The organism is Aureimonas sp. AU12 (assembly GCF_001463705.1).
Classification (GTDB): Bacteria; Pseudomonadota; Alphaproteobacteria; order Rhizobiales; family Rhizobiaceae; genus Aureimonas.
On sequence record NZ_BBWH01000013.1, the window covers coordinates 1 to 15627 of the forward strand.

At 67.8% G+C, this 15627-nt stretch carries 12 protein-coding genes; 2 read left to right on the forward strand and 10 right to left on the reverse strand.

The window, feature by feature from the left end; all coding sequences use genetic code 11:
• Window positions 1-644 (forward strand): methionine adenosyltransferase domain-containing protein (locus tag AUL33_RS05535; protein ID WP_244492009.1); only part of this gene is annotated, 644 nt, incomplete at its 5' end.
• A gap of 310 nt (window positions 645-954) precedes the next feature.
• Complete coding sequence (locus tag AUL33_RS05540) at window positions 955-2145, forward strand: calcium-binding protein (protein ID WP_062204879.1); 1191 nt, start codon at window positions 955-957, stop codon at window positions 2143-2145.
• A 75-nt stretch (window positions 2146-2220) separates the two neighbouring features.
• On the opposite strand, the gene AUL33_RS05545 is transcribed toward AUL33_RS05540, so the two are convergent.
• From AUL33_RS05545 to AUL33_RS05590, 10 genes are all read right to left on the reverse strand, one after another.
• Window positions 2221-3543, reverse strand: a complete 1323-nt coding sequence (locus AUL33_RS05545) for a pectate lyase (protein ID WP_156419295.1) — start codon at window positions 3541-3543, stop codon at window positions 2221-2223.
• A gap of 116 nt (window positions 3544-3659) precedes the next feature.
• Complete coding sequence (locus AUL33_RS05550) at window positions 3660-5126, reverse strand: pectate lyase (RefSeq protein ID WP_062204885.1); 1467 nt, start codon at window positions 5124-5126, stop codon at window positions 3660-3662.
• Between the two features lie 7 nt (window positions 5127-5133).
• Window positions 5134-7380, reverse strand: coding sequence for a nucleoside-diphosphate sugar epimerase/dehydratase (locus AUL33_RS05555; RefSeq protein WP_082652343.1), 2247 nt, complete (start codon window positions 7378-7380; stop codon window positions 5134-5136).
• Window positions 7381-7609: 229 nt separating this feature from the next.
• Window positions 7610-8455, reverse strand: a complete 846-nt coding sequence (locus tag AUL33_RS05560; RefSeq protein ID WP_062204889.1) for a sulfotransferase — start codon at window positions 8453-8455, stop codon at window positions 7610-7612.
• Window positions 8456-8473: 18 nt separating this feature from the next.
• Window positions 8474-9700, reverse strand: a complete 1227-nt coding sequence (locus tag AUL33_RS05565; RefSeq protein WP_062204893.1) for a glycosyltransferase family 4 protein — start codon at window positions 9698-9700, stop codon at window positions 8474-8476.
• Window positions 9697-11646, reverse strand: a complete 1950-nt coding sequence (cysN, locus tag AUL33_RS05570) for a sulfate adenylyltransferase subunit CysN (protein WP_082652344.1) — start codon at window positions 11644-11646, stop codon at window positions 9697-9699. Before cysN ends, AUL33_RS05565 begins: the two co-directional genes overlap by 4 nt.
• Window positions 11646-12602: a sulfate adenylyltransferase subunit CysD gene (gene cysD / locus AUL33_RS05575; RefSeq protein WP_082652345.1), complete on the reverse strand. Its 957-nt coding sequence runs from the start codon at window positions 12600-12602 to the stop codon at window positions 11646-11648. The genes cysN and cysD overlap by 1 nt, the downstream gene beginning before the upstream one ends.
• A gap of 5 nt (window positions 12603-12607) precedes the next feature.
• On the reverse strand, window positions 12608-13945 hold the full coding sequence (locus AUL33_RS05580) for a lipopolysaccharide biosynthesis protein (RefSeq protein WP_244492011.1): 1338 nt from the start codon (window positions 13943-13945) through the stop codon (window positions 12608-12610).
• Between the two features lie 255 nt (window positions 13946-14200).
• On the reverse strand, window positions 14201-14635 hold the full coding sequence (locus tag AUL33_RS05585) for a GtrA family protein (protein WP_062204896.1): 435 nt from the start codon (window positions 14633-14635) through the stop codon (window positions 14201-14203).
• Window positions 14632-15624, reverse strand: a complete 993-nt coding sequence (locus AUL33_RS05590) for a glycosyltransferase family 2 protein (protein WP_062204899.1) — start codon at window positions 15622-15624, stop codon at window positions 14632-14634. Before AUL33_RS05590 ends, AUL33_RS05585 begins: the two co-directional genes overlap by 4 nt.
• Window positions 15625-15627 lie beyond the last annotated feature (3 nt).

Genomic DNA, 15627 nt, shown 5'->3' on the forward strand with positions numbered 1-15627 from the left:
CCGACGTGCGGCGCATCGTCGAGCCCTTCATCCGCGAGGCGGTGGGCGAGCTGCCGATCGCCGCGGACTGCGTCTGGCACGTCAACCCGACCGGCAAGTTCGTGATCGGAGGTCCGGACGGCGACGCCGGGCTGACGGGCCGCAAGATCATCGTCGACACCTATGGCGGGGCGGCGCCCCACGGCGGCGGCGCGTTCTCGGGCAAGGACCCGACGAAGGTCGACCGGTCGGCGGCCTATGCGGCGCGCTATCTCGCCAAGAACGTCGTCGCGGCGCGTCTCGCCGATCGCTGCACGATCCAGCTCTCCTACGCGATCGGAGTGGCCGAGCCGTTGTCGGTCTATGTCGATCTGCACGGCACGGGGCGGGTAGACGAGGCGGCGCTGGAGACGGTGCTGCGCGAGGTGATGAACCTGACGCCGCGGGGCATCCGCGAGCATCTGCAGCTGACGCGCCCGATCTACGCCAAGACCTCGGCCTACGGACATTTCGGCCGCAAGCCCGGTCGCGACGGATCGTTCTCCTGGGAACGCACCGACCTTGCCCCCAAGCTCAAGGCCGCCCTTGGCTTCGCATTCCGCGGAGCACCGCTGGCGCCGGAAACGCTTGAGCACTGGACCGCCGAGGCCCTGGAAGAGGCCTGATCGCGTCGGGCGGGCGCGAAACTCCGCCCGCCCGATCCAGTCTCGCGCCAAATATGGCCCCGGACCTAAACCACTGGATGCATTGACGTTATCGATTTTCTCGGTGCCGAAAAATCCAGCTTCGCGTCAGGTTCGGGTGAGAGGTTCGCCGCCTCGCTCCCCTAGCCCCGTCAATCGGCGGCATGCCACGGGAGTGCGAGGCAGCCTCGATGGAAGACCCGCCCGAGCGGCAAGGATCTTGAGGTTTTCCATCCCGATCGGGACCGTGCGTTGCAGCACGGCCCGACCTTCAGCGACAGGACGCATCGCCATGATCATCAAAGGGACCACCCTCGCCGACCAGCTCGTCGGCACGCTCCTGAACGACACGATCTTCGGATATGACGGCACCGACACCCTCTGGGGCCGGGCCGGAAACGACTCCCTCGACGGCGCCGCCGGGAACGACACGATCTACGGCGAGGACGGCAACGACTTCCTGAAGGGATCCATCGGCAACGATCTCCTCGCCGGCGGGGCCGGCAACGATTCCATGGATGGCGGCGCCGGCAACGACCGGATGATCGGGGGCCTGGGGAACGACGTCTTCTCCTCCGAAGCCGGCAACGATTATGCCGACGGCGGCGACGGGCACGACCATATCCTCGGCGACGCGGGCAACGACACCCTCCTCGGCGGGGCCGGACGCGACTATCTCGACGGCGGAACGGGCGACGACGTCATCTATGCCGGATCCGGCGACGACGGCTTCCTCAACGAGATCGACCCCGCCACCGGGCGCCTCACATCCGAGGCGGTGGCCGGCGGAGCCGGCAACGATCGCATCTACGGCGAGGCCGGCGACGACAAGCTGAAGGGCCAGTCCGGCAACGACACGGTGGACGGGGGCGACGGCAACGACCGCGTCGACGGCGGCGATGGCGACAACAGGATGTATGGCGGCGACGGAAACGACATCCTCGACAGCGAAGTCGGCCGCGACGTCGCCGACGGCGGCAGGGGCAACGACACGATCTCCACCGGGAACGGCGACGACGCGGCCTTCGGCGGCGAGGGCAACGATCTCATCTCGCTCGAGGGCGGCAACGACACGGTATCGGGCGGAGCCGGCAACGACTTCATCTCGGCTGGCGACGGCAACGACTTTCTCCAAGGCGATACCGGCTTCGATCGGCTTCTCGGCGAACGCGGCGCCGATAAGCTGTCGGGCGGCGCGGATGTCGACTGGTTCGTCTTCAAGGGAGCCGGCGCGCTCGATGGCGGCGACACCATCCTCGATTTCCAGAACGGCACCGACCTGATCGTCCTCGAAAAGCTCGGCATCACCGCCTATCGCGCCGGCGGTGGCAACGGCACGGTCTTCGCCACCGATGTCGCGGGGGGCGACGTTCGCCTCGACGTCCTGACGGGGAGCGGCGTCCATTTTTCGATCGAGATCGCGGACCCGTCCAACACGATCGATGCCCTCGGCTTCTCGGCCTCGGACTTCCTGTTCGCCTGACACCGGCATCCTCGGCCCGGAGACCGAAGCGGGTTTCCGGGCCGAGCCCACACACTGATCAGTGACACCCGCGCTCTACTGCGGATATCGGTCTGCCTGGCGCTCCTCGGCCAACCATTGAAGCGTGCGGTCGAGATTGGACCATCCATTCACGTCGACGCCGGTCCAGGGATCGTAGACGCCCGGCGTCGCACCGAAGCGCTCCTCGATCGCGTCGGGCATCGCGTCGTGATCCTCGTCGGCGTAGGGCGTGGCGGCGGCGATCGGATCGATCGATCCCGGCTCCATCCGCAGCTTGCCATGCCCGGCCCGGCCGGGTTCGCCGACCTCGCGCACGAAACGGGCGTCGGTCGGATCCCGCGGAAACGCGCCGGCCCGCGCCAGCACGTCGCGATAGGCCATTCCTGGATCATCGAAAGAGGACACGTTGAGCGGGCATTGCGGCGCGAAGGCGAGAAACGGCGCAACCTCGGGATCGATGAGGGTGATGCTTTTGGGACGTGGCGCCCAGACCGCATTGTTGCGGGCGTAGACGCGTGGGGGCGCGGCGCTGTCGATCTTCTGCCAGAGGATGGCGGTCGTGCGTTCGTTCGTCGAAGGTCCCGCCTTGAACGTGTTGCCGACATAGGAGATCGGTGTGCCCCCCGGCTTCTGACTGAACACCTCCGCCCATTCGGAGCGCGCGTTGTAGAAGAGATTGTCGACGATCTCGATGCAGGAGCCCGCGAAGTGGTTGGCATCGGGGTTGCGGTCGTTGTTGGAGATGCAGAGGTTGCGCCAGAAGCTGATCGATTGCGGACCGGTCGGATGCGAGGCGAGGAGCGCGCACTTGCTGTGGACGCGGAGCCCTTCGCCCCAGATCGAATAGGCGATGGTGAGATCGGTGACCTGCGCGTAGGTGCTGACGTTCTCGTCGCTCGCCCAGGCCCCGGAGAGGTGATCGGCATAGACGCGCCGGCTCGCCTCCACCGTCAGGGCATCGACATTGGGCACGTCGGGGGCCGACTGCGCCCGCAGTCTCAGGTGCCGCAGCACGACATCCTGCGTGTTGCGGACCGCGAGAACGGTGCGGAAATAGGTGTCGGCCATCGGCGTCACCGTCAGGGTGATACCCTCGCCCGGAGCCGTCTGGCCGAGGATCGAGATCTGCCCGGCCGCGGGTCCGTCGATCAACAGCGTGTGCTCGAGTACGATCAAGCCGGCGACGCGAAAGACGCAGGTGCGCGGACCGCGCTCGAGCACGCAGGCCCGCAGGCTGCCCCGCCCCTTGTCGAGGAGATTGGTGACCTCGACGATCCGCCCGCCCCGCCCGCCCTGCGCCGATCGCCCGAACCCTTCGGCGCCGGGAAAGGCGTCCGGCGTCGCGGCGCTTGCCGCCATGACGGCACAGAGGGTCAAGAGCGGGATCAGGAGACCGAGACTGAAACGGCGGAGCGCTAGCCGGACGATCGAAAGGAGGGGGGCCGAGGGGAAACTAGAAAGGCGTTGACGGCTCAAGGCGATCTCGCGGCAGGTCATGGCTGGGCCTTCGGAGCGTCGCGGCTCTCAACGACGAAGCGCGACAGGGTGGCTATGGCATCGACGAAACGGCTTCCCTCGATCCGCCCGCGGTCGATCCATCGCCCCTCGGAGTCGAGCGAGCGCACGAGATCGCGGCTGCGATCGCCGAGTTCGGCCGGGCCGAGCCCCACAGCCGCGCCGGACCAGAGCACCGGCAACACCACCGGTTCCCCCGCCACCGTGCGCTTCAACCGCTCCAGCGCCGGAACGATGTCGAACTCGCTCTTCATGGCGTAATGGTCGAGCAGATCGGTGTCGGCGTAGGTAAGCCCTTCCTGGTTGTCGATGTAGAGAGGCCGGTTCGTCGCCAGCTCGTAGAAGCGGGCCCAGGAGCCGTCCGGCAGCCGCATGGCCTCCAGCCAAGCGCCGGCCGCGCTCGCCGCGTCGAGATAGCGGCGGTCCTGCGTGACGCCGAAGAGGTCGATGAGGAAATCGAGATTGCCGGCCGTCTCCCGCGAGACGACGCTCGGCGGCTCGAACTTGCGGCCCCAGACCGGTTGCAGCCGCGCATCGTATTGCTGGCACCAGCCGCGCTGCGGCTCGGGCAGTTGCGACGCCAGCAGGAAATCGCCGAGCCTGACGGCCGCCTTGAGATAGGCCGGGCGCCCGTAGAGCCGATAGGCATCGAGAAACAGCCGCCCGATGTCGCGCGGCAGATCGTCGTTGACGATGAAATAGGGCCCGATCTCCGGCTTGACCCAGGTCCGCGACCAGTCGGCGGGCAGGCTCGCGAGCGTCGCCGCCTGCACCTCGGCGCCGGGCGGAGCGTCCTTCAGGAAGGGAAAGAAGGCGCCGTTGCGATATTGCAGCTTGGTCAGCCGTTCGAGCCCGAACTCGACCGCCTTACGGATCGCGGGATCGCGGTCGCCGTCGGCGCGGTCGAACAGCATGAGGAAGCCGAGCGCCCCCTGTGTCGTGCCGTCATCGAGAACGGTGGTGTTGCGTTCGGGATTGCCCTTGATGCGATCGCAGGCCTTCGGCGAGATCGCACGGCTGCGGTAGCACCAGGTTTCAAAGTCGTCCGGCTGCGTGGCGATCGAATAGGACCAGCCGCCCGACATGAGCTGCGTGCGTAGAAGCGCCTGCGCCGCCGCTCGGGCGGCCTCGAGCCAGACGCCGTCGCCCGTCGCCTCGTGGATCTGCAGGAAGGCGGCGCCGACGGCCGGCGTTCCCGGCCATTGCACCCAACCCCGCAGCTGCGGGGCCTCGCCGCCCTCGCCGTCGCGGATGCTGCCGTCCGGCGAGTAGGCCCAGACATAGGTGCCCTCAACGCCGAGGCGGTCGCGGAAGAAGGCGCCGGCCCGCTCCATGGCGGCGACGGCCGGCGCGGCTGTCATCTGATCCGGCGCCGCCCATGCCGGAGAGCCGAACGCGACGAGCACGGCCAGCGCGAGACGAGCCTTCGAACGGTTCGCTCTCATGAGATCCCTAGCCTTGGAAGCCCGCGGGGGCCGAATGGATCGATGCCGGCGTCGACAGGCGATTGAGGACCGGGACGGCCGGGAGCCCGCCCACGGGTACCGCCCCCACCAAGGGCGCAACCAGGCGGGGCGTCCAGGGAACGGCGACCCTGGCCGGTACGGCGGCCTGAACCTGTGGGCGATAGCTGGGAAGGATCCGGGCGATCTGCGCCACGACGCCCGCCCGGTCCCCGGTCCTGGCGAGCCCGTTGATCTTGCGAAAGACATGTTGCAGTTCGCCGAGCGCCACGGGCTGCGGCACCGCGCCGAGAACGCCGGGCACCGGCGAGGCGACGCGCCGCTCGCTCGCGTCGAACAGCTCCTCGAAGAGCTTTTCGCCGGGACGGCAGCCGACGATCTCGATGCCGATGTCGATGTCGGGCCGATAGCCCGCGAGCTTAATCATCCGCCGCGCCATGTCGACGATGCGGATCGGCTCGCCCATGTCGAGGACGAAGATCTCGCCCTGACCGAGATCCTTCTCCAGACCGTAGGCCGAGGCCTGGAGCGTGAGTTCGACCGCCTCGCGGATGGTCATGAAGAAGCGCTTCATCTCCGGGTCGGTGATCGTCAGCGGGCCGCCGCGCGCGATCTGGCGCTTGAAGAGCGGGATCAGCGAGCCGCTCGACCCCAGGACGTTGCCGAAACGCACGGTCATGAAGCGCGTCTGGCTCTCGCCCGCCGCGAAGGCGAGGTCGAGCGCCTGGCAGTAGAGTTCGGCCAGCCGCTTCGTCGCCCCCATGACGTTCGTGGTGTTCACCACCTTGTCGGTGGAGATCTGGACCATGGCGCGCGCGCCGTGACGCCGCGTCGCGTCCGCGACGTTCATCGTGCCGATGACGTTGGTGAGGACACCCTCGCACGGGTTGATCTCGACCATCGGCACATGCTTCAGCGCGGCCGCGTGAAACACGAGTTCGGGGTGATGGCGCTCGAAGATCTCCTTCAGCCGCTCGGCGCTGCGCACGTCGCAGAGATAGGGCGTACGCTTCACGTCCGGGAACTTCTCGCCGAGTTCGAGGTCGATCGCATAGAGATTGTACTCGCAGTTCTCGATCAGCACGATCTCCGATGGCCCGAGCGCGGCGACCTGCTGCGTCAGCTCGCTGCCGATCGATCCGCCGGCGCCGGTCACGAGGACGCAGCAGCCGCCGATCATCCGCTTGAGGGCGTCGCGATCGAGCGAGGCCTGTGGGCGTTCCAGGAGGTCGGTGAGTTCGATCGGGCGCAGCTCGAACTTGCCCTCGGCCTTGGGGTTGCGCAATTCGAGAACCGGCGCGGGCCGCGAGATGGCGATGCCGAGTTCGTCCGCTCGACGGATCAGCGCGTCGCTCTCGCTCTCGTCGAACTCGGACACCTTTTCGGTGAAGATGAGATGGCGCGGACGCTCGCCGCGCATCTCGAGATCGGCCATGACCGCATCGAAATCGCCGAGACCTCCGAGCACGGGAACACCGCGTAGCAGCGTGCCCTCCCCCGCCGCGCCGCTCGCGAGAATCCCGACCGGCCAATGGCGCGCGTCCTGATCGCGCTGCAGGGCATGAAGGTAGAGATCGGCGGTGTCGCCGGCACCGATGAGGAGAACCGGGACAGTCTCGGCCCGGCTCGTGCCACCGCGAAGGGCCGCGGTGCCGAACCGGCGCAGTTCCGACCACTTGAAGCGCATCCGCACGGCCACGAGCAGCGGCAGGAGAAGCAGGACTTCCACCACCAGGACCGAGCGCGGGATCATGTAGAGGCGGGTGAAGACGAACATCCAGAAGACGAAGGCGAGCGAGGCCACGAACGCCGCCCGCGCGATCCCCAGAAGATCGGAGGCCGTCGCATAGCGCCAGTTGCGGCTGTAGAGACAGGTCCACGGAAAGACGATGGCGCAGGTGAACAGGAACCAGGGCACCGCGACGAGGAGCGAGGCGTAGCTGTCGGGGCTGGTGGCCTGTCCTTCGAGCCCGAGCCGCAGGGTGGAGGCGATGCTGAAGGCGAGTGCCGCCATCGCGAGGTCGGTCGCGAAGAGATCGAGGTTGCGGCGCAGCGCCTTCACCCGGCGCCCGATGCTGCGGCGCAGATAGCGATAGACCTCGTCCTGCTGCCGGCAGGGCGGCCAGGGCGTCGACGGCGGCCCGCTGAGGATGCGCCCCGCAAGCCTTGCCGCGTAGAGCGGGATCGCGTGAAGGCCGAGCGTCGCCGCCCGCGGCTCGTCGATCTGACTTGTCATCACTCACCCCGCGCCTGAAGTTCGCCGCCGCTCCAAGTCACATTGCAATCAACGTTGCAGACCTCGGAAAAACCGACAGCATCATTTGGTCACGCACGCCAGTATTCCCGGCAATGCGCGCAACGATAGATTGATCGTCTATGCAAGTATTACTCGAACGCCTGGCAGAACCATTCCATCGATCGAACGCGGTGTGACGGACTTCCGATGGTTGCCGATCGCCGATGGCTCATGCCAAAGGGGTAGAGATGGAGGATTGGGCGAGCCAGCCGCTCAGATCACGCTGAATGAGCGCTCCGAGATCCTCGACGTCGGGGCCGTAGAAGTCGCGCAGACCGTTGCGCAGGTCGCTCGTCAGCTTGGGATAGCGGATCTCGCTCGCCACGAGGCTGCGTGTCGCCTGGAAGAGCGAGGTCTGCCGGAACGGACGCGCGATGGGCTTGAACGGGCGCATCATCCGCCGCAGCCGGGGCCCGATCATCGGCTCGGCGCGATCCTTGACCTTCGTGCGCGAGACCGGCGCCGCCGCCTCGGCGGGCCGTCCTAGAAACCCGCGCAAGCGGCGTAACTGCGCATCGGGATCGCGGATCATGTCCTCGTAGAGGAGAACGAGGATCCGCTCGGCGGGATAGAGATCGAGATAGGCCTGGATCTGACGGCGATAGAGGCCATCGTCGAGAAACCGATTGGCGCCGCTGGGGCTCGCCTTCAGGTGCGAGCATATGTCGGACCCGACCTCGCCGCGCCGATAGAGCATGCAATAGTCGGAATAGGCCCGCTCCACGGGATTGCGCAGCTGGATCACCAGCCGGGCATGGGGCAGCATCGCATGGACGCGCGGCGCGGACACCGCCTCGTGCAGGTAGGAGTTCGACTTCTCGCCGCGCAGCACGGCGTCCGCCACCGGAAACTGGGTGAGATACCAGTCGGGCCCGCGATCGTAGTAGCGGCTGAAATAATGGATCTCGGGATCGGGCATCGAGATGGCGGGGTCGGCCTGCAGCGAGGTCTGCAGCCACGTCGTCGCCGATTTCGCCGCGCCGATGATGAGAAAGTCGATGTCCTGCGCACGCATGGAATGTCGTTCCGTTCGCTACGAGACGCTTTCGCGCCAATGACCCATCGAGGGGACCGGCCGGCGGTGGGCGGCGGCGCGCCCGTAGACCTCCATGACCTCCGCGACATGGTGGGCGACGCTGTAGGTCTTCAGCGCCTCGACATGGGCAGCGTCGGTGACCCGGAGGAAGGCGCTGGCATCGCTCAGCAGGTGTCGGATCGGCTCGACGAAGGCATCGGCATTCTCGGGTTCGACGAGAAAGCCGGTCTCGCCGTCGCGGATCGCTTCCGGGTTGCCGCCATGCGCCGTCGCGATGACGGCAGTGCCGAGAAACATCGCCTCGATCAGCGTCCGGCCGAAGGGCTCGTTGACCGCGGGCACGAGCAGGATGTCGGTGGCGCTCATGCAGGGCTCGACCGGCGTGCGGAAGCCCATGAGGCGGATAGCGTCGTCACTGAGCCCGAGAGCGGCCGCCCGCTCGCGAACCGCGGTCTCGAAATCGGGCCCCTGCGGCGGCGAGACCCCGAACAGGCAGCCGACGACCGGGATCTCGGGATGGCGCCGGCGAAAGCGGTGGACGATGTCGACGAAGAGCAGCGGCCGCTTGCGGTCGATCAGCCCGCCGAAATAGCCGAGGACGTGCGTGCTCTCGGGCAATCCGAGTTCGGAGAGCAGCGTGCGACGCGCCGCGGCCCGGTCGGGATAAAAGGCGGGATGCTCGAACGGGCTGTGAATGACCTTGAGGCGATCGCCGAGCGGCAGGATCGGGCGTCGTGGCCGGGCGAAGCGCGAGACGGCGACGACCTGACGGGCGATGAGCGGTGCCAGACGGTTGACGCCCCTGGCGGTCGGGTCGCCGCGGTGGTGCCAGACCTGGCCGGCGCCGGCCAGCCGGGCGCCGAGGCCCCAGTTCACATGCGTGCGCCCGTCATTGGTGTGGACAATGTCGAACTGCCCTTCGCGCAGAAACCGGCGCACGAGCGGGAGGGTTCTTGCGAAATAGGCGGCAGCCGCCAGCGGGTCGCGCCCACCGGGCGCAAGCGTCTCGCCGAGGGCCAAGTTCACCCAGCGCACACCCTCGCGCGTCAGCCGATCGCCGAGGGGTCCGGTCGGGCGTTCGACCACCACGACCGGGGTGACGCGGCGCCGGTCGAGGCCCTGGATCAGCTTCAGGGCCGAGATGTGGCTGCCGCCGATATCGTCTCCGACGAACGGAAAGCAGACGCGCAAGGGCGCCCGGTCGCGGGGCTCGAAGGCGCTCATCGCGGCGTCTCCGCGGTCTCGGCGAGGTAGCCGCGTTCGGACAGGAACCCGACGACGCGAAGCGCCGCGGCCTCGGCATCCAGATCCGGCGTCAGCCGCAGGTCGGGGCGCTCCGGCGGCTCGTAGGGGCTCTCGATCCCCGTGAAGTTCGGGATGAGGCCGAGGCGCGCCTGACGATAGAGCCCCTTGGGATCGCGGCTTTCGGCGATGGCCAGCGGCGTGTCGACGAAGATCTCGACGAACTCGCCCGCCTCCAGCAGCTCGCGCGCCATGCGCCGCTCCGCCCGGAACGGCGAGATGAAGGAGACGAGCGTCACGAGCCCGGCATCCGCAAAGAGCCTTGCCGTTTCCGCGACCCGGCGGATGTTCTCGACCCGGTCCGCATCGGTGAAGCCGAGATCGCGGTTCAGTCCGTGGCGGACATTGTCGCCGTCGAGGAGATAGGTGTGGTGTCCCATCCCCTGCAGCCGCTTCTCCACGAGGTTGGCGATGGTCGACTTGCCGGCGCCCGAAAGCCCGGTGAACCAGAGCACGGCCGGGCGCTGCCGCTTCATCGCGGCGCGCGAGGCCTTCGAGACGTCGAGCGCCTGCCAGTGGATGTTGGCGGCCCGGTGCAGCCCGAAGGCGATCATGCCGGCGCCGACCGTCAGGTTGGTGATGCGGTCGATGACGATGAAGGCGCCGGTCTCGTGCACGATGTCGAACGGATCGAAGGCGATCGGCTCCTGCGTCGTGACGTTGACGAAGCCGATCTCGTTGAGGGCGAGCGTCTTGGCCGCCAGCTTCTGCAGCGTGTCGACGTCGAGTTTATGCTTGATCTCGCTGAGGCTCGCGGTCACCGTCCGCGCGCCGATCTTCAGGAGATAGGAGCGGCCGGGAATGGCGGGTTCGTCGTGCATCCAGATCAGGTGCGCGGCGAACTGGTCGGCAACGGCAGGCCGCTCGGCAGCGGCCGCAAGGAGGTCGCCGCGCGACAGGTCGATCTCGTCCTCGAAGACGAGCGTCACGGCGTCGCCGGCGCTCGCCTCGGCAAGGTCGCCGTCATAGGTCACGATGGAGCGCACCCGGCTGGTGACGCCGGACCGGGCCACCGCCAGCCGGTCGCCGGGGCGCACCGTTCCTGCCGCGATCGTTCCCGAGAAACCGCGAAAGTCGAGATGCGGGCGGTTGACCCACTGCACCGGCATGCGGAACGGCGCGGCGGAGCGCGTCTCCGCCAGATCCACCGTCTCGAGATGGCCGACGAGCGTCGGCCCCTCGTACCAGGGCATGGCGGCGCTGCGATCGACGATGTTGTCGCCGGCGCAGGCGATCACCGGGATCGGCTGCAGCGTGGCGAAGCCGAAATCGGCGGTGAAGGCCCGGTAGCTCGCCACGATGGTCTCGAAGACCGCCTGCGGCGCCTCGACGAGATCCATCTTGTTCACCGCCAGAACGACGTGGCGGATGCCGAGCAGCGAGACGATCGCGGAATGGCGCTTCGTCTGCGGCAGGATGCCCTTGCGCGCATCGACCAGGATCACGGCGAGATCGGCGTTCGAGGCGCCTGTGACCATGTTGCGGGTGTACTGCTCGTGACCGGGCGTGTCGGCGACGATGAACTTGCGCCGCGCGGTCGCGAAGTAGCGATAGGCGACGTCGATCGTGATGCCCTGCTCGCGCTCGGCCGCCAAGCCGTCGACGAGAAGCGCGAAGTCGAGCGCGTCTCCGGCCTTGCCGTGGCGCCGCGAGTCACGCCCGAGCGCCGAGATCTGATCTTCGAACAGGAGCTTCGTGTCGTAGAGGAGCCGACCGATGAGGGTCGATTTGCCGTCGTCGACGCTGCCGCAGGTGAGAAGCCGCAGCAGCCCTTTCTCGTCGCTCCGCGACGCCGGGCGTCGCACGTCCGGTTCGCCGGGCGAGCGGCCGGCATCGACGGGGAGAACACGATCCGCCAGAGCGCTCATCAGAAATACCCCTCCCGCTTCTTCTTCTCCATCGACGCGGCCTCGTCGTGGTCGATCAACCGCCCCGCCCGCTCCGAGCTGCGTGACGCCGCGGTCTCGTCGATGATCTCGGCCAGCGTCGTGGCCGTGCTTTCGGTGGCGGCGGTCAGCGGGTAGCAGCCGAGCGTGCGGAACCGGATGTTCAGGAGGCGCGGCGTCTCGCCCGCGCGCAGCGGCAGGCGGGCATCCTCCACCATGATCCACTGCCCGTCGCGCTCGACGACGGGGCGCGGCGCCGCAAAGTAGAGCGGCACGATCGGAATGCTCTCGGCCTCGATATATTGCCAGACGTCGAGTTCGGTCCAGTTGGACAGGGGAAAGGCGCGGATCGACTCGCCCTTGTGGATCCTGGCATTGTAGAGGTTCCACAGTTCGGGCCGCTGATCCTTGGGGTCCCACCCCTGCGTCGCCGAGCGGAACGAGAAGATGCGCTCCTTGGAGCGGGATTTCTCCTCGTCGCGCCGGGCGCCGCCGAAGGCCGCGTCGAACCCGTGCTGGCGCAGCGCCGCCCGCAGCGCCTCGGTCTTCATCACCTGCGTATAGACGCTCGATCCGTGCCGGAACGGGTCGATGCCCTCCGCGATCCCCGCCTCGTTGCGATGGACGATGAGCTGGAGCCCGAGCCGCGCCACGGTCTCGTCGCGGAAGCGGATCATCTCCGCGAACTTCCACGTCGTGTCGATGTGCAGGAGCGGAAACGGCGGCGGCGACGGGTAGAACGCCTTCATCGCCAGATGCAGCATGACCGAGGAATCCTTGCCGATCGAATAGAGCATCACCGGATGGACGAATTCGGCGGCGACCTCGCGCATGACGTGGATCGCCTCGGCCTCCAGGCGCCGCAGATGCGGTCGGAGCGCGGGTCGCGCGGCGGCGCCGGGCAGGCTCGCGGGACGAGGGTCGAGCGCGGAGGTCATGGACGTCAGATCCCTTCGGCGGCAAGGCCCGCCGGTTCGGCGCGGGTCGATGCGATGGAGAGCGATGGAAGGCGGGCGAGCTTGAGGGCCCGGTGGATGGTCAGCCCGAGCCCGACCGCCCAGATGCAGCCGAACACGATGTTGGCGATGTTGCCGCCCATCGCCCCGACGATGGGGATGAGGGCGAGCGCGGTCAGGTGGAAGCCGGCGGTCGCGATGGCGACGACGACCAGCACGTCGCGCTGGTGCCCCATGGCGAGGAGACCGCTGCGCGAGGCGGAACCCGCCATCGACAGCCCGACGCCGATCATCTGCAGGACCAGAAGCGGCGCGGCACCCATAAATTCGGGGCCTGCCGTCCACAGGAGCAGCGGATGGGCGATGACCGCGATCACGATCACGCCGAGAACGCCGAAGCCGAGGAGGAAGATCTCGACCTGCAGGATCACCCGCGCGAACTCGTCGATCAACCCCTTCCTCCAGAGCCGGGCGACATCGGGGTAGAGCACCGACTGAACCTGTCCGCCGACCTGCTGGCCGATCCGTCCGATGCGCTTGGCGATGTGGTAGAGCCCCGCCGAGGCGGGATCGGCGAGAAGGCCGACGAGCAGCGTGTCGAGCTCCTGCGAACTCACCCAAAGCGTCAGCGACAGGTTCGACGAGAAGGCGAAGTTCCACAGGCCCGGAAACCGCCGCGTCACCCCCTTCAGCGGCGCGGAGAAGACGCGGTGGATCCCCTGGCGATGGAGCGTGCGGAAGGCCAGCGCCAGAAAGGTCAGCGAGCCGATGATCTGCGTCCCCGCCCAGACCAGCGCGAAATAGCGGATGTCGAGCGCGAGGGTGATGCCGACGAGGCAGAGCACGACGCGGAACGCGAGGTTGACCAGTTGCCCGTAGGCGAGAAGGTTGAACCGGCCCGCCAGGCGCAGCACGGCGTTGGGAAGGCCCGACAGCTGGAAGAGAAGCACGGTCGAGAACAGCATGAGCAGCTGCACCGCATCGGCCGACCAGCCGAACAGCGGGGCGGCGGCGTACGCGAGCCCGATCGCCACCAGCCAGGCGGAGACGGCGGCGCCGAGATCGAGCAGGAAGCCGAACTTCAGGAGCGCCCGGAAATCGTCGATCCGTCCCTCGTCCTGCAGTCCCGCGCCGAACCGGATGATCGTCTGCCAGGACTGGAACGAGATGATGCGTTCGATCACCCGCGTGAAGGCGAGCATCAGCGCCAGTTCGCCATATTGTTCGACGCCGAGCGCCCGGGCCGACAGCGTGAAGGCGACGAGCGCGAAGAGCGAGGCGACGAAATTGCCGGTGAGGAGATGGGCGATGCTGACGAAGCGCACTCGATGATCGCCTCCCGACCGGAAGGCCTTGCGTGCTCGTCCCCGCAACTGTTCGAACCGTTCGGTCTGGATCATGAAACTGCTTCACCCACCCGATGTCGCCGCGAGAGGGACGACACGGCTCTGTCCGCATCTTCGGCCGCCCCGTGCGGGCCGCCAGCCATTCGTTTCGGCGTCGGGCCGCGTCCATCGGGAGGAGGAGAGCGCACGTTCCAGGTGCCCTCGCCTGCCCCTCCTTCGTTCGGAGGGGGGTGGCTACCCGTTATGAGGCTTCGTGCCGGGCCTGAAGACCCACAACCGCGAGGCGCCGTAATTCCAGAGGAAGACGATCGGCACGCTCAGGGCCTTCGCCACCACCGGCGGCAGGATCGATGCGAAGACGAGAACGAGCAGCGTACTGGCGCCGAGGCCCGCCAGCGTCGCCGTCACGAACCGCACCGCGCGGCCCGGTGACCCTTCCGCCGCGAAGGTCCAGCGCCGGTTCAGGGCGTAGCTGAGCGCGATGCCGCAGGAATAGGACAGGAGATTGGCGGCCCCGGCCGGCAGATGCGCCGCCGTCAGCGCCGCAAAGAGCGCGATGTCGAGAAGCGTGGTGACCGCGCCGACCGCGGCAAACCGCGCCAGAAGGCCGCCCTCGCCGCCGCGCGACGCGGGGCCCTCCTGCGACACCGATCGCGGCGCCCTCGTCATGCCGAAAGGGTCTCGCGCCGGGTCCCGGCCGGTGACAGGCCATGGTCGCCGCCGACGATCTCCTCGACGATCGTGCCCGGACGCCGCTTCGACTGCATGAAGATGCGACCGACATATTCGCCGAGAATGCCCATGAAGAGCGCATTGAGGGCGATGGCGAAGAGGAGGAGGATCGTCGTCGTGGCGAAGCCGCGCGGCCAGTCCTGCCCGAGAACGAGCGCCCCGAAGATGTAGACGGCGAGGATGACCGTAGTCGCGAAGCCCACGAGAAGGCTCGTCCACGAGGCGAGGCGGAGCGGCAGCAGCGAGTGGTTGAGCACGGCGTCGAGGCCGAGCAGAACCATCTGGCGGAAGGGAAACTTGCTCGTCCCCGCGATCCGGTCCTGCCGGTCGTAGGCGAAGCCGACCTGCCGGAACCCCATCGCACTGATGAGACCGCGCAGATAGGGCGAGGTGTCGTCGACCTGCCGCAACTCGTCGAGGAGCCGGCGATCCACGAGGCGGAACTCGCCGGCATTGGGAGGCAAGTCGTCCTCGCTCAGCGCATTGACGAGATGGTAGAAGCCACGGCGCATGAGCGCGACATGCCAAGGGTCCGGCAGCGAACGGCGGATGCCGTAGACCACCTCGTTGCCCTCGCGCCAGAGACCGAGCATCTGCGGAATGAGGCTCGGCGGATCCTGAAGGTCGCAGTCGATCTGCACGGAACAGTCGCCGGCCGCCGCCTTGTAGGCCGCGAGCAGCGACCGCTGGTAGCCGATGTTGCGGCTGAACCGGATCACCCGCACGCGCGGATCGTGGCTCGCGATCCCGCGCAGCAACTCGAAGGTCCGGTCGCTCGAATGGTTGTCGGTGAAGACGATCTCACAGTCGTATCCGGGCAACCGCTCGAACACCTCGACGATGGCCGCGTAGCACCGCTCGACATTGGCCTCCTCGTTGAAGGCGGGCACGAGCACGGAAACGATCTTCGGCGTGGCGGTCAGCATCGT